The organism is Streptomyces sp. NPDC087270, from assembly GCF_044744625.1.
Lineage (GTDB): Bacteria > Actinomycetota > Actinomycetes > Streptomycetales > Streptomycetaceae > Actinacidiphila.
Map to the genome: position 1 here is coordinate 334,689 of NZ_JBIUYR010000008.1, position 20,949 is coordinate 355,637.

Consider the following 20,949-nt stretch of genomic DNA (forward strand, 5'->3'; position numbering starts at 1 on the left):
TCATGGACCGTCCCGCCCGGCAGGACCGTCGCCGGCCCACGGGTCCTTGCCGGTCCGGCCCTCGGCCGTGTTTTCGGCCATGTCCTCGGCCGCGGCGGCGAGTTCGCCGAGGGGTACCGGGACCGCGGGGGTGCGCCCGGAGAGCGGGAGCAGGTCCTGCGCGGTGGTCCGGCGCCCGTCGAGGCAGGCCGCGATGCCTGCGGTCGCGAAGCCGCAGACCCGGCCCTGGCACCAGCCCATTCCCGGCCTGGCCAGCATCTTCAGGGTGCGCGCGTCCGTCGCGCCGAGGTCGTCGTGGGCCTGCCGCAACTCGCCGTAGGTGACCTCCTCGCAGCGGCACACCACGGTCGAGTCCGCCAGCCACCGCGGCCAGGAGGCCGGCACCGGATAGGTGCGGTGCATGGCGCCGGCGAACCGCCGGCCCCGCCGGACCCGGGCCTGGAGGCGCCGGATCGCGGCCGTACCGAGGGTGCCGCCCAGCGGGCGGCCGAGCGAGGCGGCCAGCGCGAGCGCGCCCAGCCGGCCCTCGCAGACCGACAGCGCGGCCCCGCCCACTCCGGTGGCCTCGCCGGCCACGTACACGTTCCCGACGCTGCTGCGTTGCAGGGCGTCGACCTCCACGACCAGCGAGCCGTCGACGTCCTGGCGGGTCGACGCGCCGAGCATGAGCGGCAGTTCGAGCGAGGGCGTGAAGCCCCAGCCGAACGCCACCAGATCCGCGGCGGTCTCCCGTCCGGGTCCGGCCGGCCGGCCGTGGCGGTCCACCCGCACGGTCCGCACCGCCTCGACCCTGCCATCGCCGAGGACCTCCTGCACGACGGTCCTGCTCCGGTAGGGGATACGGCGCCGCGCCAGGGTCGCGGCGTACTGCGCGGCCTCGACTCCCTTGCCCGGCGCGGACACCGCGCCGAGCGGGTCGCGCAGCCAGCCGAGCGTGGCGTTGGCCTCCACGACGGCCGCGACCCGGGCGCCGGCGTGCGCGAGACCGGTGGCCACCGGCAGGAGGAACGGCCCGGTGCCGGCCACGACAGCGCGCCTGCCGGCGAGGGTGCGGTGCCCCTTGAGCAGCGCCTGGACCCCGCCGGCCGCCATCACCCCGGGCAGATCCCAGCCGGGGACGGGCAGTTGGCGGTCGTAGCCGCCCGGGCACAGGATCAACGCGCGGGCGACGACGCTCCCCCGCCCGGCAGCCGTATCCGCGGCCCTCGCCTCGGTCGGCACGGTGGGGGACAGGTGCAGGGTGAACGCCCCGCCGGTGCCGGTGCCGGTGCCGGTGCCGGTGCCGGTGCCATCGCCGTCGCCGTCGCGGGTGGCGAGCCAGACCTGACGGCCCGGCAGGTAGCGCACGCGCCCGGTGTCCCTCAGCGCGTACAGGCGTTCGCGCAGGTCGGTGAAGACCGGCCAGCCGTGGTGCCCTTCGCGGTCCTCCGGCCGGGCCCACCGCTCGTCGAAGTGCCGCCAGTACTGGCCGCCCGGCTGTCCCGCCGCGTCGACCAGGGCCACGTCCAGCCCCGCTTCCGCCGCCTGGACGGCGGCGGCGAGACCGGCGGGGCCGGCGCCGACCACGGCCACGTCATGGGTGTGCGGCATCGCCGTTCTCCTCCCCGTCCGCGTCGTCGCTTGCGTCGTCGCGTTCGCCGTCGCCATCCCGGCCGGGAGGGTCGTCCTCGCCGGGCTCCAGGGCGTCGCCCAGCCGCATGCCGTCGGCCGCCGGGATCAGGCAGGCGCGTTCGGCGCGGGCACCGTCGATGGTGATCAGGCAGTCGAAGCAGACGCCGATGCCGCAGAACAGGCCGCGCGGACGGCCCGCCCCGCGGGTGGTGCGCCAGTCGAGGATGCCGGCGGCGACCAGTGCGGCGGCGACGCTCTGGCCCGGCTCGGCCGGAACGGAGGTGCCGCGGAAGGTCATCCGGTAGGTCACGGGGAAACCCCCTCGGAGTGCCGGGGTTGCTCGGGGAAGCGGTCGGGGGCGAACGGCGCCAGGTCCAGGTCCGGTCGGGTACCCGTGAGGGCCTGCGCGATCAGCTTGCCGGTGCCGGCCGCGAGGCCGATGCCGGCGCCTTCGTGGCCGCAGGCGTGCCACAGCCCGGGCGCCCGCGGGTCGGCGCCGATCACCGGGAGGTGGTCGGGGCAGTACGGGCGGAAGCCGTGGTAGGTCCGCATCAGCCGGACCTCGCGCAGCATCGGGAACAGCGCGACGGCCTTGGCTGCGAGCGTGCTGATCGCGGGCAGGGACACCGTGCGGTCGAAGCCGACCCGCTCGCGCGACGCGCCGATCAGGATGGTGCCGCTGCCGGTGCCCTCCACCACCGGCGAGGTCTGCAGGGCGGCGTCGGAACTGGCGACGTCGCCGACGTACTCCGCCGCGTAGACCTTGTGCCGGATCGTCCGCGGCGGCATGGGCTCGGTGACGAGCACGAACCCGCGCCGGGGGCGGACCGGCACGGACACGCGGGCCAGCGCGGCGACCTCGCCCGCCCAGGTGCCCGCCGCGTTGAGGACGGCGCCCGCGGGGAGGTCGCCCGCGGTGGTACGCACCCCGGTGATCCGGTCGCCCGCGCGCAGGAACCCGGTCACCTCGATGCCGGTGCGTACCCGGGCGCCCAGGTCGCGGGCCAGCCGCAGCAGGTGCGCCACCACCAGCATCGGCTGCACCTGGGCGTCCTGCGGGTAGAACGCGGCGCCGGCGAGACCGTCGGACAGGTGCGGCTCGTAGTCGTGCAGGTGGGCGCGACCGACATCCCGTACCTCGACCCCGCGGGCGCGCTGGTGGGCGCCGAGTTCCCGCAGCGAGGCAAGGCCCTGGCCGGTCGCGGCCACGACGAGACCTCCCTTGGCCTCGAACTCCCAGCGGCCGGCGTGCTCGGCCAGGTCCTCCCGCCAGACGCGCTGCGAGTGCAGCGCCAGGTCGAGTTCGGGCCCGGCCTCCTTGTCGGAGACCAGCAGGTTGCCTTCGCCCGCGCTGGAGGTGCCGCCCGCGAGGGCGCCGCGCTCCACGACGACGACCCGCAGCCCGGCGAGCGCCGCGAAGTACGCGGCCGCCGCTCCGACCACCCCGGCCCCGATGACAAGCAGGTCCGGGCTTCCGGAGCCCGCCGCCGCGTGGACGGCCGTGGCGGGGACGGCCTTCACGTGGACGGCCGTGGCGGGGACGGTGCCTCGGGAGGCGGCGCTCACGACTCCTCCGCTCCGCTCGCCCACAGCCCCCGGACATGGCCGATGTGACGGAGCATCAGCTCCTCGGCGGCCGGCGCGTCGCGCGCCTCCACGAGGTCCATCAACGCGTGGTGCTCCGCCGCCGACGCGCTCAGCCGGCCGCTGCGCAGCAGCGGTGCGAGGCCGAGCAACCGGGTCCGGGTCCGCAGGTCGGACACCACGTCCACCAGGTGCCGGTTGCCGCTGTAGCCGAGCAGGGCCAGGTGGAAGACGTGGTCCGCCCGGACGTAGCCGACCAGGTCGCCGCGGTCGACCGCGTCCACGATGGCCTGGGCCAGCTCCCGCAGTGCGGCGAAGTCCGCCTCGGGGATCACCGGGACGCAGGCGCGTACCGTCGGCGGCTCGATGAGCAGCCGCACCGCCGCCAGGTTGTCGAGGTCCTGCTCGGACACCTCGGTGATCCGGAAGCCCTTGTTCGGCTGGGCCACGACCAGACCCTCCTTGGCCAGGTCCAGCATCGCCTCCCGGACGGGCGTGGACGACACGCCGAAGCGCGCGCCGAGGGTGGGCGCGGAGTAGACCGCGCCCGGTTCCAGCTCGCCGGAGATGACCGCGGCGCGCAGCGCGTCGCGGACGCGTTCGCGCAGCGTCTCGCGCTGGCCGAGGCTCCGCAGGTTCGGGGAGGACGGCAGGTTCACAGCAGGAACCCCGCGGGGAAGGGATCGCTCGGGTCGAGGTGGAACTGCGAGGTGCCGGTGACCCAGGCGCGTCCGGTGATGGCGGGCAGCACCGCGGGGTGCGGCCCGACGGTGGTCTCGCCGAGCAGGCGCCCGGTGAAGCGGGTACCGATGAAGGACTCGTTCACGAACTCCTGCCCGACGACGAGTTCGCCGCGGGCGTGCAGCTGCGCCATCCGCGCGCTGGTGCCGGTGCCGCACGGCGAGCGGTCGAACCAGCCCGGGTGGATGGCCATGGCGTGCCGCGACAGCTCGGCGGTCGAGCCGGGGGCCTTGAGGTAGACGTGGTGGCAGCCGGAGATGTCGTCGCGTTCCGGGTGCACCGGCCGGTCGGCGTCGTTCACGGCGGCCATGACCGCCAGCCCGGCATCGAGCAGGTCGCCGGCCCTGGCCCGGTCGAACGGCAGCCCGAGGTCGGCGAGTTCGACGATCGCGTAGAAGTTGCCGCCGAAGGCGAGGTCGTAGCGCACCTCGCCGTAGCCGGGCACCCGCACGGTGGCGTCCAGCGCGTGGGCGTACGACGGCACGTTCTCGATGGTGACCGCCGTGGCCGCGCCGTCCTCGACCGCCACGGAGGCGGTGACGAGGCCGGCGGGGGTGTCCAGCCGGATGGTGGTCACCGGCTCGACCACCGGCACCATCCCGGTCTCGACCAGGACGGTGGCCACGCCGATGGTGCCGTGGCCGCACATCGGCAGCAGGCCGGAGACCTCGATGAACAGCACGCCGTAGTCCGCGTCCGGGCGGGTCGGCGGCTGGAGGATCGCCCCGCTCATCGCGCCGTGCCCGCGCGGCTCGTACATCAGCAGCGTGCGGACGTCGTCGCTGTTGGCCATGAACCAGCGCCGCCGCTCGGCCATGGTGGCCCCGGGGATCGTGCCGACGCCGCCGACGACGACCCGCGTGGGCATGCCCTCGGTGTGCGAGTCGACGGCGTGGAAGGTGCGGCGGGACCTCACTTGTAGCCCTTGGCGAGGACCGCCTCGGTGTCGGCGGTGATCCGGGCGATCAGCTCGGGCGCCAGCGGCAGCCGCGGCGGCCGGCAGGCGCCGCCCTTGAGACCCGCGATGTCCATCGACAGCTTGATCGACTGCACGAACTCGATCTTGGAGTCCCAGCGCAGCAGCGGATGCAGGTCGCGGTAGACCGGCAGCGCCCGGGCGAGGTCGGCGGGGTCGCCGGAGGTGGCGAGCCGGTAGAGCTCGACGGTGTCCTGCGGGATCAGGTTGGGGTAGCCGGCGATCCAGCCGACCGCGCCGGCCATGCCCAGTTCGAGCAGCACGTCGTCGGCGCCGACGAGGATGTCCAGGCCCGGCGCCAGCTCGTTGATCTGGTAGGCCCGGCGGACGTCACCGGTGAACTCCTTGACCCCCACGATCGTGCCCTCGGCGTGCAACTCGGCGAGCAGTTCGGGGGTGAGGTCGACCTTGGTGTCGATCGGGTTGTTGTACGCCACCACCGGCAGACCGACCTTGGCGACCTCGCGGTAGTGCTGCACCACCGCCTCCCGCTCCGCCCGGTAGGCGTTGGGCGGCAGCAGCAGCAGGGAGGTGGCCCCGGCGGCGGCGGCCTGCTCGGCCCAGCGGCGCGCCTCCAGCGCGCCGTACGCCGCCACCCCCGGCATGACCCCGAACCCGTCGGGCGCGGCCGCGACCGCGGTCTCGACGACGCGGGCCCGCTCCTCCGGGGTCAGCGTCTGGTACTCGCCCAGCGAACCGTTGGGCGTCACCCCGTCGCAGCCGCCGGCCGCCAGGAAGCGGACGTGCTCGGCGTAGGCGTCGTAGTCCACCGACAGGTCGGCGTGGAAGGGCAGGGCCGTGGCGACGTGGACTCCGTGCCAGGGCTTCGTGGAACCGGTCATGCGGTGACTCCTCCTCCTGCGTCGCGCACCATCTGGCCGAGCCGGGTGAACACCCGCTCGTCTTCGCGGACGCCGTCGTGTTCGTACTCGTTGGTGATCCAGGTCTGGAGGTTGCCGACCCGGGCCGCGGTCTCCAGTTGCAGTCCGGCGTCCACGTACATGTCGTCGTGGTAGACGGCGGCGGCGACCGGGACTTCGTTGGCGGCCAGCCGCTTTGGGTCGTACAGCGGCGGCCAGCTCTCCCGCTCGGCCAGCAGCTCCACCGCCCCGCGGAACGGGCGCAGTTCGCTGATCTCCTCGAACATCCAGGGGTAGATCATCTCGCCGGTGAACAGCAGCGGCCTGGCGTCCTCGGCGAACCGCGGGTGCCGCGGCAGCTCGGCCTGCGCCGCCCATCCGGTCGGGCCGGGCCCGTGGGCGTAGACGCTCTCCTGGAGGGCCGCGTAGAGCGGGTTGTCGCTGTAGGAGGTCCTGGCCAGCACCTGGTGCAGGAAGGTCGCCGACAACTCGTCGCCGCTCCATGCCTCGTCGAGCAGCCAGTGCAGACGTTCGTGGCCGGGCTTCATCCCGAGGTCGACGCCCAGCGACTGCATCCGCCGGACGGTCAGCACGTCGCCGTCGGGCAGCCGCGCCCCGCCCTCGGCCAGCCGGTCGGCGATCCGGGCGACCCGCTCGGCCGCGTGCGGGTAACGCCGGTGGAAGATCGCGTTCTTGGCCTCCACCCGCGGATAGGTGCGCCGGTAGACCTCGGCCGCCGACGGGTCGAGGGCCGGCAGCCCGCCGGTGACGTAGCAACTGCTCAGCCCCTCGGGGGCCCGCGACAGGTACGTCATGGTGAGGAAGCCGCCGTAGGACTGGCCGAGCGTGGACCAGCGCCGGCCGCCGTAGAGGGTCCGGCGCAGGTGCTCGTGGTCGGCCACGATGGCGTCGGCCCGGAAGCAGGCGAGGAAGTCCGCGCCCTCGCGGGCGGTCGCGAACGCGCTCATCCGGCGGCCGTCGATCCGGGTGCTGCGGCCGGTGCCGCGCTGGTCGGCCAGCACCACCCGGTGCGTCCCCAGCGCCGCGCCGAGCCAGCCGCTCCGGTCCAGCGGGCGCGGTGCCTTCCCGCCCGGGCCGCCCTGGAGGTAGACGAGGCAGGGCAGGTCCTCGCCGGCCCGAGCCGGATCGACGAGCTCGCGGACGAACAACTGGATCGTGCCGCGCCCGGGGTCGGACCAGTCCAGCGGCACGTCGACGAACTGCTCGCGCACCCGCATGCCGGGAATGGTGTACGTGATGGCGCCGCTCATGCGGTGGCAGCCCTCCTTCGGCGTTCCCGTCCGGGATGACGGCTCTGACCTGCGCAGACGTCATACGATGCACAAGTAGTATGTGGTATTGCACTGACCATAGAGCCTCCACCCGGCTCGTGGCAACGGTCAGGGCGACGGCGAGGCGTACGGCGGATGCCGCGGCGGGCGGAACCCCCCGGGCCAACGGTGCGCGGTTGCCGGTGCGCGGTTGCCGGGCCCACGCGGCGGGTACGGCGCGGGTGCGCATCGGACGAAGGTGCACAGCGAACGCAACGGGGTGGGGCGATGAAGGACCGGCCTTCCCGGAAGGGCGGCCGGCTGCTGGACGTGTTCTCGCAGCGGCGGAGGATGGCGAAGTACACCGACCCGGGGGCGCACATGAGGGCCGCCCCGGGCCGGGACGCGTCGTTGCCGGTCCACCACACGAGGACGTCGGTGCCGCCGACGGGTCCGTACGGCGGCTGAGGCCGTCCCACCGGCGGCGCCCCGCGCACCCGGCCGCCGCCGGCCTTCCCGCAGCGGCCGTCTACGCTCGCGCCATGCAGCGCAGCGACGTCAGGCGGGACGACGGCACCTGGGTGGGGCTGTCCCTGGATGTACGGGATCGCGACCTGCCGGGGCTGCGCGTGTTCAGCGCCGGGACGCGGCTGCTGGTCGCCCAGCGGTCGCGGCCCGTGCTGCTCGCCGTCGTCCAGGAGCGGTTCCAGGGTGTGGACTTCTGGCGCACCGACGCGTACCGCTCCTTCGTCCCGCCGCTGCGCGCCGATACGGGGCGCGCCCTGGCGGGCCGTCCCGAACGGTGGGCCCACCGCTTCGCGCGGTACCTCGCCGACGCGGCGGACAGCCCGCTGCACGAGGGCAGATGGCTGCTGTCGAGCGAAAGTCCGCTGCTGCGGTGGCGCCATCCGGGCGCCTCGCACGCCCGGTACTGGGGTTCGGTGCTCGTCGACGGCCATCCCGACGGGTATATCGACTGGTTCGTCCACTCCGGCTCGTGGGAGGTCCTCCCGCTGCGGCCGATGCCCGGCGCCGAGGACAGCCGGGTCAAGGCGTACCGCAAGCAGGCCCGTGAAGGGACGCTGCCACCCGTCCTGCTGTGGTGGGTCAGCGGCCTGGACTGCCACCTGATCCTGGACGGTCACGCGCGGCTGGCCGCGGCCGTCGCCGAGTCCGTCGAGCCCGCGCTGCTGCACGTGCACCGCACGGTGCCCCGCGACGACCTGGCCGCGCGTACCGACGAGGCCGTGGACTCCTACGCGTCCGAACTGGCCCGCTTCGCCGAACTGCGCGCCGTCCACGGCCCCGCGGTCCCGGACGGCGCCGCCACCGCCGGCCCGCGGCTCGCCCGCCACCTCCACGAGCTGCACACCGCGCACCAGCCGACCTGGGCGTGGCCGCTGCCCGGCGGGGAGACGCGGTGGCGTCGCCTCGCACGCGAGGCAACCGCGGGCCGGGAGTGGCCCGTTGCCTGAGGAGCGGACGCACCGGGGCCACGACGCGCAGCCGAGGAGCACGGTTCAGCGCCATGACGCGCAGCCGAAGAGCACCCCGGCGGCACCGCGTCGCCCGACCTGCGGCCGTCGATGACCCGCACCGCGATGGTCCTCGCGCGGCGGGAGCAGGACGGCACGCGCGCCTGTCGAGGTGCGTGGCAGTGCGGCGACCGGCACCTCTGGCGGGGCTGGAGCGATCGCCCTGACGAGGCGTGGGAGTTCTGCCCGTACCCCGACCGCTTCGGCGCCCGAGCGGGTGACGTGGGCGTCGCCGGTGATGCGGTGGCGTCGTACCCGCCGGCCCCGGCGGCACCCGGGGGTACCGGGGGCCGCCGGGGCGGGGGCGGTCAGCCGTTGGGGAGGATGACCGCGCGGCCGTTGACCGTGCCGGCGTGCAACCGCTCGTACGCGCGCGGCGCCTCGTCCAGGGAGAAGGTCTCCGTGTGGACGGAGACCGCGCCGGCGCGGGCGAGGGCCAGCACCTCCTGGAGTTCCGAGCGGCTGCCCCAGTACGGAGCGCTGACCGAGACCTCGAACGGCATCGCGCCGAACCCGACCGGCAGCGTGCCGCCGCCGATGCCCACGAGGGACACCTCGGCCTCCACCCCGGCCACGGCCCCGGCGATCCGGACGGTGGGCGGGGCTCCGACGAAGTCGAAGACCGCCTGCGCGCCCAGCCCGCCGGTCAACTCGCGGACGGTGGCGGGCGCGTCGTCGTCGGAGAGCACCGCCTCGTGGGCGCCGACCCGGCGGGCCAGCCGCAGCTTGTCCTCGCTGACGTCCAGAGCGACGATCCGGGCCGGGCTCAGCGCCCGCAACAGCTGGATCGCGGTGTGCCCGAGGCCGCCGGTGCCGATGACGACCGCGGTGGAGCCCGGAACCAGCTTCGGCAGCGCCCGCTTGATGGCGTGATACGGCGTCAGGCCGGCGTCGGTCAGCGGCACCGCGGCCACCGGGTCGAGCCCCTCCAGCGGGACGAGGTGGCGCGGGTCGTCGACGAGAAGGTACTCGGCGATCGCGCCGGGCGCGCCCAGGCCCGGCGGGCGGATGCCCAGCTCGTCGGCGCGCAGGCAGTAGTTCTCCTTGCCCTCGGCGCACTTGGCGCACCGGCCGCAGCCCCACGGGCCGTAGACGGCGACGGCGTCGCCCTCGCGGACCCCGGTCGTGCCGGCGCCGAGCGCGGCGACCGTGCCGACGCCCTCGTGGCCGAGGGTGAGCGGCAGCGCGTACGGGAAGCTGTCCGCGGGCCAGCTCATGACGGCGATGTCGCTGTGGCACACGCCGGCGGCGGTGACCTTCAGCAGCACCTGGCCGGGACCGGGCTCGGGGTCCGGCACGGTCACCACCTCGGGGGCGGCGCCGATGGTGCGGTATTGCAGTGCCTTCACGGTGATCTCCTCTCCGAGGGTCAGACGGCGGTGTAGGCGCCGTCGACCAGGTGGTAGCTGCCGGTGACGAACGAGGCGCGGTCCGAGAGCAGGAACGCGATCAGCTCGGCGACCTCCTCGGGCCGGCCCAGCCGCCCCGCCGGGTGCAGCGCGACCAGCGCGGCCCGGGCCTGCTCGTCCATCCGGTTCAGCAGCGGGGTCTCGATGAAGCCGGGGCCGACCGCGTTGACCCGGATGCCCCGGGCGGAGTACTCGGCGGCGGCGGTCTTGGTCAGCCCGACCACGCCGTGCTTGGCGGCCACGTAAGCGGGCGAGCCGGCGAAGCCGACGGAACCGAGGATGGAGGCCACGTTGACGATGGCGCCGCCGCGGCCGGCGGCCTCGATGGCGGGCAGCTCGTGGCGCAGGCAGTAGAAGACGCCGTCGAGGTTGGTGCGGATGACCCGGTCGTACTCCGCGATGTCGTACGCCCCGGTGGGCGCGCTCGGGCCGCCGATCCCGGCGTTGTTCACGGCGAGGTCGAGGCCGCCGAAGGTCTCGACGGCGAAGCGGACGGCCGCCTCGGCCGAGTCCGGCCGGGTGACGTCCAGCGCGGTCGCCACGGCCTGCCGCCCCTCGGCGGTCAGTTCGGCGGCGGCCTTCTCGGCGCCCGGGACGTCGAAGTCGGCGATGACGACCCGTGCGCCGCCGGCGGCCAGCCGCCGGGCGGTGGCCAGGCCGATGCCGGACGCGGCCCCGGTGACCAGGGCGGTGCGGTCCGCGAACTCGGCCGCGTCGGCGGCGGGAGCGGGAGAGGGGGTGGTGGTGCGGGAGGTGGTGCTCATGGTGGTCTCACTCATCGGTAGTGCGTGGTTCCTCGGTGGTGCGGTGGGAGGCCGCGGAGGCGACTTCCCAGGACAGGGCGTCGTACGCCCGTTCCACGAGGTCGGCGAGTTCGGTGCCGGCCCCGTCCTGGTGGTCAGGACCGCGCGCCCAGGCGCGCAGCCCCGCGGTCAGCACGCCCGCCGCGGCCTCCACGACGACGGCCGGGCGCAGGTCCCGGAGGTCGTCGGTGCCGAGGCGGTCGGCGATGATCCGGGTCGACTCGTCCTGGGCGTCGACCCGGATGCGCTCGTACGCGGCGAACAAGGTGGGCTCCTGGTCGAGGAGGCCGATGATCCGGCGCATCTGCGGGCGCAGGTGCGCCGCGGGCGTGTGCGGGTCGGCCAGCCAGGCGCGGACGGCCCGGCGGTAGGCCAGCAGCGGCGGTTCGCCGGCTGGCCGGGCGCGCAGCGCCGCGTTGATCCGCTCGCCGTCGTCGCGGACGAAGCCGAGGGCCGCGTCCTCCTTGCCGGTGAAGTACCGGCTGAAGGTGCGCCGCGTGACGTCCGCGCGTTCGGCTATCGCCTCCACCGTGGTGGCGGCCAGACCCCGTTCCAGGATCAGCTCGACGGCGGCGGTGGCGAGCGCCTTGCGGGTGCGGCGCGCCCGCAGCAGCCGCCGGTCCGCCACGGCGGTGCCACTCGGTACTGCTTCCTCGGCGTCCATGCCTTCGACCGTACGTCCGGATGTCCCGGTGGGACATATTTCCCGATGAGACATATGTCCCACCGGGACATCTGAGAGCTGTCGCGGTCGCGCGGGGCGCCCGGGAAGCCGATACCGCGTGGACGTCAGGCGCCGTGAACGGCCTCCGCTGCCCGTCCGTCGCCCCGCCCGCACACCAGAGCGCGCGTCCCCGCTCCGGTGGCGCGGCCCAGGTGTGTCCGCCGCGCAGCCGGGAAGACGGGTCGTCGCGCGGCTGCCGAGGTCCGCCGGATGCCGCTGTTCGGGTGGTGTGCGGCGCGGCGGCGGTCCGCGCCGGAGGCCGGTCCGGCCGGGCTTCGAGAATGGACGGCACGGCGGGAGCGGGCGTCAACGGCGGGAGGCGGCGGGCATGGTGCGCACAGCGGTGACCGAGGTCGCGGCGTGGTGGGTCGTCATGGTCGCGCTCACGGTGGTGCTGATCAGCTCGGTCGGACCTGTCGAGCTGGCGGTCGCCGCCGTGGCCGGGCTCGGCGCGGCGTTCGCGGCCCGGCGGATCAGGCGGGCGGTACGGCTCGGGCGGCCGCGCGGCCGCGGAGCTCCCCGCGCGCTGGCGGTACTGCCCTGGTCGCTCGTCCGCGGCGCTGCCGTGCTGGCCCGCGACACGTGTGCCGGCGGGAGGCGGTCGGGCGCGGTGCGCCGGGTCGTGCTGCGTCCGGGCACCGGAGCCGGTTGGGCGGGGCTGCTGCTGGCCGCTTCCGCGGACACGTGCGTCCTGGGGACCGGCGAGGGCGGCGACGGGGAGAGCGCGGAGAACGGCGGGAACGGCGACGGCCCCGCCCCCGGGGTGCGGGTGCATGCCCTGCGCCCCGAACCCGGCGCGATGGAACGCGCGTTCGGCGGTCCGGGCGGTCCAGGCGGCCTGGGCGGTCCGCGGTGAACGCGTGGACGGCCGCGGCCCTCGTGCTGCTCGCCGGCGCCGGCCCCGCGTGCCTGTGGGTCGCCGCGTCCGGCTCCCCGGTGCGGCGGCTCGTCGCGCTGTCGTCGCTCTCCACGGTGGTGGGCGCGGTGTTCCTCGTCCTGCCGCAGGGCTACGACCGGTCGTCGTACCAGGACCTGGCGCTGGTGCTGGCGGTGCTGGCACCGGCCGGGACGCTCGTCTTCGCCCGTTTCGTCGCGGGGGAGGGGAGCGACGCCCCCGTGGAGGAGCGGGACCGATCCAGCGACTGAGAGGACAGCAGGACATGGTGGGACTTCGGTACGACACGTCCGCGGTGGACCGCGGATGACCGCCGGTCACGTGGTGGCCCTGGCGCTGCTGTGGGCGGGCGTGGCCTGCGTGCTCCTGTCGGCGCTGGCCCTGGTACGGCTGAAGGGAACGTTGATGCGCCTGCACGCGCTGGCCGTCTCGTCCTGCCTGGGCGTTCCGCTGATCGCGCTCGCCGTCGCGGTCCAGCAGGGCCCCGGACGCGCGGCGGTCAAGACCCTGCTGATCGGGCTGCTGTTCGCGGCCGGCGGCACGGCCGGCACGATCGCCGTCGGGAAGGCCGCGTGGGAGTCCGGCGAGGGGGAGCAGCGGTGAACACCGCACTCATCGGCGTCGCGCTCGGCTTCGTGGTGGTGGCCGCCACGCTGGCGGTGCTGTGCCGCGAGCCCGTGCGGCAGGCGGTGCTGCTGGGCGTCCTCGGACTCGGCCTGGCCGTGCTGTTCGCCGTGCTGCAGGCACCCGACGTGGCGCTGTCGCAACTGGCGGTCGGCACCGTGCTCACACCGCTGCTCATCCTGCTGACGGTCCGCAAGGTCAGACGCCGCTCGGTGGCCGACGCCGCGAAGCCCGCCGGCGGCGGGTCCGGGCCCTGCGACCAGGGACCGCGGGGCGGGACCGGGTCGTGAGTCCCCGGGCACGTCTGCTGCTGTTCCTGGTCTCCGCCGCGGTGATCGGCGTCTACTTCACCCTGTCCTGCCGGGAACTCCCGTCGTTCGGCGGAGCCTCGCACCCCTACGGCGAGCGCGCGGTGGCCGCGGCGCTCGCCCACCGCACCGCCAACGTCGTCTCGTCGGTCAACTTCGACCTGCGCGCCTTCGACACCCTCGGCGAGGAGTCGATCCTCTTCTGCACGGTGCTCGGGGCGACCTTGCTCCTGCGCCTCGCCCGCGACGAACGCCAGCACGCCGCCGCGTCGGAGACCGTCCTGCCCACCACCCGGCTGCTGGGGGCCGTGCTGCTGCCGGTGACCGTGGTGGTCGGGGTGTACATCGTCGCCCACGGCCAGCTCAGCCCCGGCGGCGGGTTCCAGGGCGGGGTGGTGCTGGCCACCGCGCTCCACCTGGGCTATGTCGCCGCCGACTACCGCGTGTTGCAGCGGCTGCGACCGCTGGTCGTCCTGGACATCGCCGACTCGCTCGCGGCGGCGTCCTTCACCGCGATGGGCGTGGCCGGGCTGGCCGCGGGCGGCGCGTTCCTGAAGAACGTCCTGCCGCTGGGCACCTTCAACAAGATCACCTCGGGAGGCATGGTGCCGCTGTTCAACGCGGCGGTCGGCGTCGAGGTGGCCTCCGGGGTGATCGTGCTGCTCGCGCACTTCCTCGACCAGGCCGTCGAGGTCACCGGGACCGGTACACAGGAGGAGGACGCCTGATGGGCGTGTGGCCCTACCTGGCCGCGGGCTGGATTCTGCTCGTGGCCCTCTACGGACTGGTGACCAGCCGGAACCTGATCCACGCGATCGGCTGCCTGGCCGTCGCCCAGTCCTCGACGTACGTCCTGCTGCTCGCCGTCGGCTACCGCGACCACGGCACCGCCCCGGTGTTCTCCGACCTCCGACCCGGCTCGCGCCCGGTGGTGGACCCGATCGTCCAGGCCCTCGCCCTCACCGACATCGTCGTCGGCGCGACGGTCACCGCCCTGCTGCTCGCCCTCACGATCCAGCTGCGCAAGCGGCACGGAACCGTCGATCCCGAGTCGCTGACCGCGCTGAGGGGCTGACGGTGTGACGGACGCGACCCTGCTGCCGCTGGCAGTGGCGATCCCGCTGCTCGGCGCGCCCCTGCTGGCCGTCGCGGGCCGGGTACTGCCGCGCACCGGCTGCGACGTCCTGGCCACCGGCGCCGCCGCGGCGGACGTGGTGTGCCTGGCGCTGCTCTGGTCGCACATCCAGGGCGTCGCCGTCACACCGGTCGGCGGCTGGCCGGCGCAGATCGGTATCGTGCTCGCCGCGGACCGGGTCGGCGCGGGCCTGGCTCTCCTCGCGTCATGTCTGGTGCTGGCGGTCCTGGCCTACTCCTGGCGGTACTTCGACGAGCCGCGCGGTGAACGCGCGGGACTGTTCCCCGCGATGGTGCTGACCTTCCAGGCCGGCATGGTCGGCTTCGCCCTGACCGGCGACCTGTTCAACGCCTTCGTGTTCTTCGAGTTGATGGGCGCCGCCGGATACGCCCTGACCGGCTACCGCATCGAGGACCCGCGCCCGCTCCAGGGCGCCCTCACCTTCGGGATCGTCAACTCCCTCGCCGCGTACTGCTCGCTGCTGGGCATCGGGCTGCTCTACGCCCGCACCGGGCAGCTGAACCTCGCCGCGATGGGCCGGGCGATGGGGGAGCACCGGACCGACCTGCTGGTCGTGGTCTCCTTCGTGCTCGTGGTCACCGCCATGCTGGTCAAGGCCGCGGTGGTGCCGTTCCACTTCTGGCTGCCCGACGCGCACGCCGTCGCCCCGACCCCGGTGTGCATGCTGCTGTCCGGCGCGATGGTCGAGCTGGGCGCCTACGGGATCGGGCGCGTGTACTGGACGGTCTTCTCCGGTCCTGGCGGCATCCCGCACGACGCGTTCCGCCACACCTTCACCGCGCTGGGCGTGCTCACCGCGCTCGTCGGCGCCGTGATGTGCTGGCAGCAGCGGCACCTCAAGCGCATGCTCGCGTACTCGACCGTGGGCCATGTCGGGCTGTTCATGGTGGGCATCGCGCTGCTCACCCCCGGCGGCGTGGCCGGCGCCGCCGTCTACGTGGCCGCGCACGGCTGCGCGAAGGCGGCGCTGTTCGGCCTGACCGGTGTGCTCCTGGACCGCTACGGCTCCGTCGACGAGCACGGCCTGTACGGTCGGGCGCGCGATCTGCGGCTGCTGGGCGTGCTGTTCGTGCTGGGCGCGCTCGCGCTGGCCGGGCTGCCGCCGTTCGGCACCGGGCTGGGCAAGGCCCTCGGCGAGGCCGCGGCCGGCCACAGCCAGGCGTGGCTCCCGGCCGTGTACGTCCTCACGTCCGCGCTGACCGGGGGAGCGCTGCTCCGGGCGGCCCTGCGGATCTTCTGGGGCGCCGGACCGGTTCCGCACAGCCGGCCCGGCGAGGCCGAGACCAGCGGAGAGGGCGAGGAACCCGAAGTCAGGGAGCCCGGGCGGGCGCTGCCGCCGATGATGGTGGCGGTGCCCGCCCTCCTGCTCGCCCTGTGCGCCGTGGTCGGCTGCCTGCCTGCCGTGGCGCGCTCGCTCGCCCGCGGCGCCGCCGTCTTCACCGACCCCGCCGTCTACCGTGCCGCCGTCCTCGGTCCCGCCGTCGCGCACCGGGCGGTGCTGCCGCACGTCGCTTCGGCGTGGACCGCCGAGGGGCTGCTGCTGGGCGGCGGGTCGGCCGCCGCCGCGGCCGCGTTCGCGGCCCTCGCGGTGCTGCGCCCCGTCCGGCTGCCCTTGCACCGGGGGGTGCGCGCCTTGGTGACCGGGCTGCGGCGGCTGCACTCCGGGCACCTGGGCGACTACGTCGCGTGGCTCGCCCTCGGTGTCGCCGCCCTGTGCGCCGCGTTCGGCGCGCAGACCTGATCCGGCGCGCAGACCTGAGGGCGCGGTAGCACCGGCGTCACCGCGTCATCACGTGCGCGGATCACCGCGCGGCGCACGGCGGGCCGGACCCGCCCGGGCGGGCCCCAGGCCGGGCAGGCTCAGGCCGGGCGGGCCCCAGGCCGGGCCGACCGGACCGGGCGTACGGGCGGGCGCAGGCCGGGCAGGCTCGGGCCAAGCAGGCTCAGGCCGGGCGGGTCACCGCTTGCAGGACGGTGCGGTTGAAGGCCGGCAGGTCGTCGGGCTTACGACTCGTGATGAGGGCGTTGGGGCCCGCCGTGCACACCTTCACCTCCTCGTCCACCCAGGTCGCGCCCGCGTTGCGCAGGTCCGTCCGCAGGCTCGGCCACGAGGTGAGCGTCCGGCCACGGACCGTGTCCGCCTCGACCAGGGTCCACGGGGCGTGGCAGATCGCCGCGACCGGCTTGCCGGCGGCGAAGAACCCGCGTACGAGGTCGAGCGCCTTGGCGTCCTGGCGCAGCGCGTCCGGGTTGGCGACGCCGCCGGGCAGGACCAGCACGTCGAAGTCCGCCGCGGAAGCCTCGTCCACGGCGAGGTCGGCCGGGAAGGTGTCGGCCTTGTCCAGGTGGTGGAACGCCTGGACCTCGCCTGCCTCGGGGGTGATCAGTGACGGCGTCACGCCCGCGTCGGACAGCGCCTGCCAGGGGGAGGTCAGCTCCACCTGCTCGACGCCCTCGGTCGCGGTCAGGAATGCGGCTCGCACGACATCACGTCCTCTCATTGCCGGAGCCCCGTTCGAAACGTTCACGCTGCGGCTACCCGTCGCCATGCAGCGAAAACGGCATCCGCGCCCCGGCGTCCCGTCGCCTCCCCACCGCGAGGCGTACTCGGCTCCCGCCCGCCGGGGCGCTCGTGGCTCAGCCCTCCGGGGAGTCGTCGCCGTGGCTGCGGACGATCTCCTTCATCTTGGCGACCGCGAAGCCCCAGCCCTGCTCGACGGTGGGCTTGGCGGGGACGGCGATCTCGTCGGGGTTGGTGACGACATCGAGCAGCACGGGTCCGCGCACGTCCAGCGCGGTGCGCACCGCCTCGTCCAGTTCGGCGGGGTCGGTGACGCGGATGCCGGTGAGTCCCAGGGCCGTCGCGACCGCGGCGAAGTCGGGGTTGTCCAGGACGGTGCCGAACTCGGGCAGGCCGGACTGCTCCTGTTCGAGTTTCACCATGCCCAGGCGGCGGTTGTCGAAGACGACGAGCGTCACCGGAAGGTCGTAGGTCCTGAGCGTCATCAGGTCGCCGAGCAGCATGCTCAGGCCGCCGTCGCCGCAGAACGCGACGACCTGCCGGTCGCGGTCCAGGAATTGCGCGCCGAGCGCGTGCGGCATGGCGTTGGCCATCGAGCCGAGGTTGTAGGAGCCCAGCAGGCGGCGCGTGCCGCGCATCTCCACGAACCGGGAGAGCCAGACCGTGGCCATGCCGGTGTCGGAGGTGAAGACGGCGTCGTCGGCGGCGTACCGGTCGACCGCGGCGGCCAGCGCCTCGGGGCGGATGTCGTGGGCGCGGTTGTCCAGCGCCGAACGGACCCGTCCGATCAGCCCCTTGTCGTGGCCGGGCGCGGCCAGCCGGTCCTGGCCCTCGCGCCAGGACGCGAAGTGCCGCACGGACTTCTCCAGGTGCCCTCGGTCACGGCCGCCGTCGGGGGCCGGGGCGGACAGGTGGGCGAGCAGGTCGCGGACCGTCGCGCCGACGTCGCCGACCAGGCCGATCTCCACCGGCACCCGGCGCCCGATGTGGGTCGGCTCGGTGTCGACCTGGACGACGGTGCGGCCCTCGGGATACCAGTCGCGGTACGGGAAGTCGGTGCCCAGCAGCAGGAGGGTGTCGGCGTCCTGGAGCGCGGCGGCCGCGGCGGGGTTGCCGATCAGGCCGGTCTGGCCGACCTGGTAGGGGTTGTCGCCCTCGAAGCCCTCCTTGGCCTTCAAGGTGAGCACCATCGGCGCGGCCAGCCGGTCGGCGAGCGCGAGGACCTGGTCGCGGGCCTCACGCGCGCCGCGCCCGACCAGCAGGGTGACCCGCTCGGCCTCCTCCAGCAGGCCGGCGGCCGCGCGCACGGCGTCCTCGTCCGGGCGGGTGGTCGGCGTGGTGACCGAGAAGCGGGACGGCCGGTCGTCGGGGAGTTCCTGCTCGCCGATGTCGCCGGGCACCGTCAGCACCGCGACGCCCTTGCGCCCGAGGGCGTTGCGGACCGCGGTCTCCAGCAGCAGCGGCAGTTGCCCGGGGGAGGTGATCGTGGCGCGGAAGACGGCCACGTCGCTGAAGAGCGCGTCGTTGTCGACCTCCTGGAAGTAGTCGCTGCCCAGCTCCGCCAGCGGCACCTGCCCGGCGATGACCAGCACCGGGGTGTGGCTCTTGGCCGCGTCGTAGAGGCCGTTGAGCAGGTGCACCGAGCCCGGGCCGACCGTGCCCATGCACACCGCGAGCCGCCCGGTGAGCTGGGACTGGGCGCTCGCGGCGAAGGCCGCGGCCTCCTCGTGCCGGCAGCCCACCCACTCCACGCCGTCGGTGGTGCGGATGGCGTCGGTCAACGGGTTCAGGGCGTCGCCTACGACGCCGAAGACCTGGCGCACTTCGAGTTCGGCGAGAGCGTCCACGATGACGCGGGCAACGGTGCGGGCCACGGTTCCTCCAACAGGGGTGGTTGGGACGGCTCAGAAGTGGTCGGGATCGGCGGCGGCCCAGTCGGCGGCCCATGACGCGGGCGGCTCCGCCAGGAGCTGCCCGGGCGACAACCAGTCGTACAACTCCTCGTAGGAGCGGACGGTGTACGGATCGATCCGCCGCCGCAGCATGTGCGGACGCAGCTGGGACGCGTCGCCGACACCCATGGACGCCATGATCTGCAGCGCGCTGGCCACCGTCGCGGACTGCAGGCGCTGCACGCGCGCCGACTTGTCGCCCACGTCCAGGGCGCGGGCGCGCCGCGGGTCCTGGGTGGTGACGCCGACCGGGCAGGTGTTGGTGTGGCAGCGCTGGGCCTGGATGCACCCGACCGCGAACATCATGGCGCGGGCGGCGTTGCCGTAGTCGGCGCCCTGGAGCATCCGCTTGACGAGGTCGGAGCCGGTGGCGATCTTGCCGCTGGCGCCGATCCGGACCCGGTCCCGCAGCCCGGCGCCGACCAGCGCGTTGTGCACGGTGATCAGACCCTCGGTGAGAGGGGTGCCGATGTGGTCGGCGAACTCCAGCGGCGCCGCGCCGGTGCCTCCTTCAGCGCCGTCGACGATGATGAAGTCCGGTGTGGTGCCCTCCTCGACCATCGCTTTGCAGACGGCCAGGAACTGGGCGCGCGAGCCGACGCAGAGCTTGAATCCGGCCGGTTTGCCACCGGAGAGCTCGCGCATCCGGGCGACGAACCGGACCAGTTCGCGGGGGGTGCCGAACGCCCGGTGGTAGGGCGGCGACACGACGGTCCGCCCCTGCGGGACGTCCCGCACCCGGGCGATCTCCGCGTTGACCTTGGCACCGGGCAGCACGCCCCCGATGCCGGGCTTGGCCCCCTGGGAGAGCTTCAGCGACACGCACTTGACGTTGTCGTGACCGGCCTTGTCGGCGAACTCCCCGGGATCGAAGCCGCCGTCCTTGTCGCGGCAGCCGAAGTAGCCGGTGCCGATCTCCCAGACCAGGTCACCACCGTGCCGCAGGTGGTACTCCGACAGGCCGCCCTCGCCCGTGTCGTGCGCGAACCCGCCTGCCGCCGCTCCCTTGTTGAGGGCCATGACCGCCTGGGCCGACAGAGATCCGAAGCTCATGGCGGACACGTTCAACAGCGCCATGTCGTACGGCTTGGTGCAGTCCGGGCCGCCGATGCGTACCCGCGGCGGCTCGTCGGGCACCGGGCGCGGGGCCATGGACGGGACGAGGAACTCGTGGCCGGTCGCGTAGACGTCCCGCTCGGTGCCGTACGGCTGCTCCGCGTCGGTGCCCTTGGCCCGCTCGTAGACGATGCTGCGGGTGTCACGGTCGAAGGGGCGCCCGTCGAAGTTCCGCTCGATGAAGTACTGCTGGAGCTCCGGACGGATCTTCTCCAGCAGGAAACGGGCGTGGCCGAGGACCGGGTAGTTGCGCAGGACCGAGTGGCGGCGCTGCGACAGGTCGTACAAGCCGAGCAGCCCCAGCGCGGCAAGAGGCACCGTGGCGACCCACCACCACGGACTGGCCGCCACCGCGGCGACGGCCGCGGCAACGGCGGCGAGCAGGGTCAGGGCCACCGCAAGGGATCTCATCACCCCTGCCGCATTACCGCGCAGGTCCTCCGCATGCTGCCCGCCGCGTCAAGTTCCGGTCATGCCCGACGACGTTCGGTCATACCCGGGCTCGGGCGGCCCGGCCCCGCCGTGACCGCCTCCCGGTGCCCTTCACGGACCGTGTCCGGGCCGACCGATTTTCGTGAGGGACGTGCTTCGATGCGGCCCGGCACGTGTCATTCCCGGTGCGGGGGTAACCGACTGGACATGGAGATGCCACGTTTGAAGGCTTTGGCCACGCTATGCACCATAGATCCCTTCCGGGCGACATCCGGCCCGCGGTCGCCCGAGCGCGGCGACGGCCGCACGCAGGCCCTGCTCCGTCCGGGCCGGTGAGTTCCCCGATGCCGGTGAGCCCCTCGATACCGACAGGCTCGACCTGCGACACCGGCGGCCCCGGGGAGGCCGGGACCGCAAGACCGAGAGGTGTT

At 74.4% G+C, this 20,949-nt stretch carries 22 protein-coding genes; 9 read left to right on the forward strand and 13 right to left on the reverse strand.

Annotation, left to right across the window (positions count from 1 at the left end; translation table 11 throughout):
• The 7 genes from ACIPAE_RS18750 to ACIPAE_RS18780 are packed head-to-tail and all read right to left on the reverse strand — an operon-like array spanning position 1 to position 7,043.
• Positions 1 to 1,590 (reverse strand): FAD-dependent oxidoreductase, encoded by a 1,590-nt coding sequence (locus ACIPAE_RS18750; protein WP_402446412.1) that lies wholly within the window; start codon positions 1,588 to 1,590, stop codon positions 1 to 3.
• The gene (locus ACIPAE_RS18755) at positions 1,574 to 1,921 is read right to left on the reverse strand and encodes a (2Fe-2S)-binding protein (RefSeq protein WP_402446415.1); all 348 of its coding nucleotides are present in this window, start codon (positions 1,919 to 1,921) and stop codon (positions 1,574 to 1,576) included. Before ACIPAE_RS18755 ends, ACIPAE_RS18750 begins: the two co-directional genes overlap by 17 nt.
• On the reverse strand, positions 1,918 to 3,132 hold the full coding sequence (locus ACIPAE_RS18760) for an NAD(P)/FAD-dependent oxidoreductase (RefSeq protein ID WP_402446506.1): 1,215 nt from the start codon (positions 3,130 to 3,132) through the stop codon (positions 1,918 to 1,920). The genes ACIPAE_RS18755 and ACIPAE_RS18760 overlap by 4 nt, the downstream gene beginning before the upstream one ends.
• A 41-nt stretch (positions 3,133 to 3,173) precedes the next feature.
• Positions 3,174 to 3,854: a GntR family transcriptional regulator gene (locus ACIPAE_RS18765; protein WP_402446418.1), complete on the reverse strand. Its 681-nt coding sequence runs from the start codon at positions 3,852 to 3,854 to the stop codon at positions 3,174 to 3,176.
• Positions 3,851 to 4,852, reverse strand: a complete 1,002-nt coding sequence (locus tag ACIPAE_RS18770; protein ID WP_366413550.1) for a proline racemase family protein — start codon at positions 4,850 to 4,852, stop codon at positions 3,851 to 3,853. The genes ACIPAE_RS18765 and ACIPAE_RS18770 overlap by 4 nt, the downstream gene beginning before the upstream one ends.
• A complete protein-coding gene (locus ACIPAE_RS18775) occupies positions 4,849 to 5,754 on the reverse strand; it encodes a dihydrodipicolinate synthase family protein (RefSeq protein WP_329361208.1) in 906 nt (301 codons plus the stop codon). Before ACIPAE_RS18775 ends, ACIPAE_RS18770 begins: the two co-directional genes overlap by 4 nt.
• Positions 5,751 to 7,043 (reverse strand): alpha/beta fold hydrolase, encoded by a 1,293-nt coding sequence (locus tag ACIPAE_RS18780; RefSeq protein ID WP_402446423.1) that lies wholly within the window; start codon positions 7,041 to 7,043, stop codon positions 5,751 to 5,753. The genes ACIPAE_RS18775 and ACIPAE_RS18780 overlap by 4 nt, the downstream gene beginning before the upstream one ends.
• Before the next feature lie 288 nt (positions 7,044 to 7,331).
• Between ACIPAE_RS18780 and ACIPAE_RS18785 the strand changes: the two genes are divergently transcribed.
• Complete coding sequence (locus tag ACIPAE_RS18785) at positions 7,332 to 7,511, forward strand: hypothetical protein (protein ID WP_402446427.1); 180 nt, start codon at positions 7,332 to 7,334, stop codon at positions 7,509 to 7,511.
• A gap of 74 nt (positions 7,512 to 7,585) precedes the next feature.
• Positions 7,586 to 8,518 (forward strand): hypothetical protein, encoded by a 933-nt coding sequence (locus ACIPAE_RS18790; RefSeq protein ID WP_402446430.1) that lies wholly within the window; start codon positions 7,586 to 7,588, stop codon positions 8,516 to 8,518.
• Positions 8,519 to 8,886: 368 nt separating this feature from the next.
• Here the strand turns inward: ACIPAE_RS18790 and ACIPAE_RS18795 are convergent, their stop codons facing one another.
• Genes ACIPAE_RS18795 through ACIPAE_RS18805 form a run of 3 tightly spaced genes read right to left on the reverse strand, consistent with a single transcriptional unit; the run spans position 8,887 to position 11,454 of the window.
• Complete coding sequence (locus ACIPAE_RS18795) at positions 8,887 to 9,927, reverse strand: NAD(P)-dependent alcohol dehydrogenase (RefSeq protein ID WP_329361201.1); 1,041 nt, start codon at positions 9,925 to 9,927, stop codon at positions 8,887 to 8,889.
• Between the two features lie 20 nt (positions 9,928 to 9,947).
• A complete protein-coding gene (locus tag ACIPAE_RS18800; protein ID WP_402446508.1) occupies positions 9,948 to 10,751 on the reverse strand; it encodes an SDR family NAD(P)-dependent oxidoreductase in 804 nt (267 codons plus the stop codon).
• Between the two features lie 7 nt (positions 10,752 to 10,758).
• A complete protein-coding gene (locus tag ACIPAE_RS18805; RefSeq protein WP_366413554.1) occupies positions 10,759 to 11,454 on the reverse strand; it encodes a TetR family transcriptional regulator in 696 nt (231 codons plus the stop codon).
• Positions 11,455 to 11,842: 388 nt separating this feature from the next.
• Between ACIPAE_RS18805 and ACIPAE_RS18810 the strand changes: the two genes are divergently transcribed.
• Genes ACIPAE_RS18810 through ACIPAE_RS18840 form a run of 7 tightly spaced genes read left to right on the forward strand, consistent with a single transcriptional unit; the run spans position 11,843 to position 16,238 of the window.
• Positions 11,843 to 12,370 carry a hypothetical protein gene (locus tag ACIPAE_RS18810; RefSeq protein ID WP_402446433.1) on the forward strand — a complete coding sequence of 176 codons (528 nt, stop codon included), beginning with the start codon at positions 11,843 to 11,845 and terminating at the stop codon, positions 12,368 to 12,370.
• Positions 12,367 to 12,660, forward strand: a complete 294-nt coding sequence (locus ACIPAE_RS18815) for an MrpF/PhaF family protein (RefSeq protein WP_402446436.1) — start codon at positions 12,367 to 12,369, stop codon at positions 12,658 to 12,660. Before ACIPAE_RS18810 ends, ACIPAE_RS18815 begins: the two co-directional genes overlap by 4 nt.
• A 55-nt stretch (positions 12,661 to 12,715) precedes the next feature.
• Positions 12,716 to 13,012 carry a monovalent cation/H(+) antiporter subunit G gene (locus ACIPAE_RS18820; RefSeq protein WP_329361193.1) on the forward strand — a complete coding sequence of 99 codons (297 nt, stop codon included), beginning with the start codon at positions 12,716 to 12,718 and terminating at the stop codon, positions 13,010 to 13,012.
• Positions 13,009 to 13,323, forward strand: coding sequence for a DUF4040 domain-containing protein (locus ACIPAE_RS18825; RefSeq protein WP_329361191.1), 315 nt, complete (start codon positions 13,009 to 13,011; stop codon positions 13,321 to 13,323). Before ACIPAE_RS18820 ends, ACIPAE_RS18825 begins: the two co-directional genes overlap by 4 nt.
• Complete coding sequence (locus ACIPAE_RS18830; protein ID WP_402446441.1) at positions 13,320 to 14,069, forward strand: MnhB domain-containing protein; 750 nt, start codon at positions 13,320 to 13,322, stop codon at positions 14,067 to 14,069. Before ACIPAE_RS18825 ends, ACIPAE_RS18830 begins: the two co-directional genes overlap by 4 nt.
• A complete protein-coding gene (locus ACIPAE_RS18835) occupies positions 14,069 to 14,416 on the forward strand; it encodes a sodium:proton antiporter (protein WP_329361189.1) in 348 nt (115 codons plus the stop codon). The genes ACIPAE_RS18830 and ACIPAE_RS18835 overlap by 1 nt, the downstream gene beginning before the upstream one ends.
• A 4-nt stretch (positions 14,417 to 14,420) precedes the next feature.
• Positions 14,421 to 16,238, forward strand: coding sequence for a complex I subunit 5 family protein (locus ACIPAE_RS18840; RefSeq protein WP_402446444.1), 1,818 nt, complete (start codon positions 14,421 to 14,423; stop codon positions 16,236 to 16,238).
• Positions 16,239 to 16,440: 202 nt separating this feature from the next.
• Here the strand turns inward: ACIPAE_RS18840 and ACIPAE_RS18845 are convergent, their stop codons facing one another.
• The 3 genes from ACIPAE_RS18845 to ACIPAE_RS18855 all read right to left on the reverse strand — a co-directional run bounded on the left by ACIPAE_RS18845 (position 16,441) and on the right by ACIPAE_RS18855 (position 20,497).
• Positions 16,441 to 16,980 carry a type 1 glutamine amidotransferase domain-containing protein gene (locus tag ACIPAE_RS18845; protein WP_329361186.1) on the reverse strand — a complete coding sequence of 180 codons (540 nt, stop codon included), beginning with the start codon at positions 16,978 to 16,980 and terminating at the stop codon, positions 16,441 to 16,443.
• Between the two features lie 154 nt (positions 16,981 to 17,134).
• Positions 17,135 to 18,892 carry a thiamine pyrophosphate-dependent enzyme gene (locus ACIPAE_RS18850; protein WP_402446447.1) on the reverse strand — a complete coding sequence of 586 codons (1,758 nt, stop codon included), beginning with the start codon at positions 18,890 to 18,892 and terminating at the stop codon, positions 17,135 to 17,137.
• 30 nt (positions 18,893 to 18,922) lie between these two features.
• Complete coding sequence (locus ACIPAE_RS18855; RefSeq protein WP_402446450.1) at positions 18,923 to 20,497, reverse strand: FMN-binding glutamate synthase family protein; 1,575 nt, start codon at positions 20,495 to 20,497, stop codon at positions 18,923 to 18,925.
• Positions 20,498 to 20,949 lie beyond the last annotated feature (452 nt).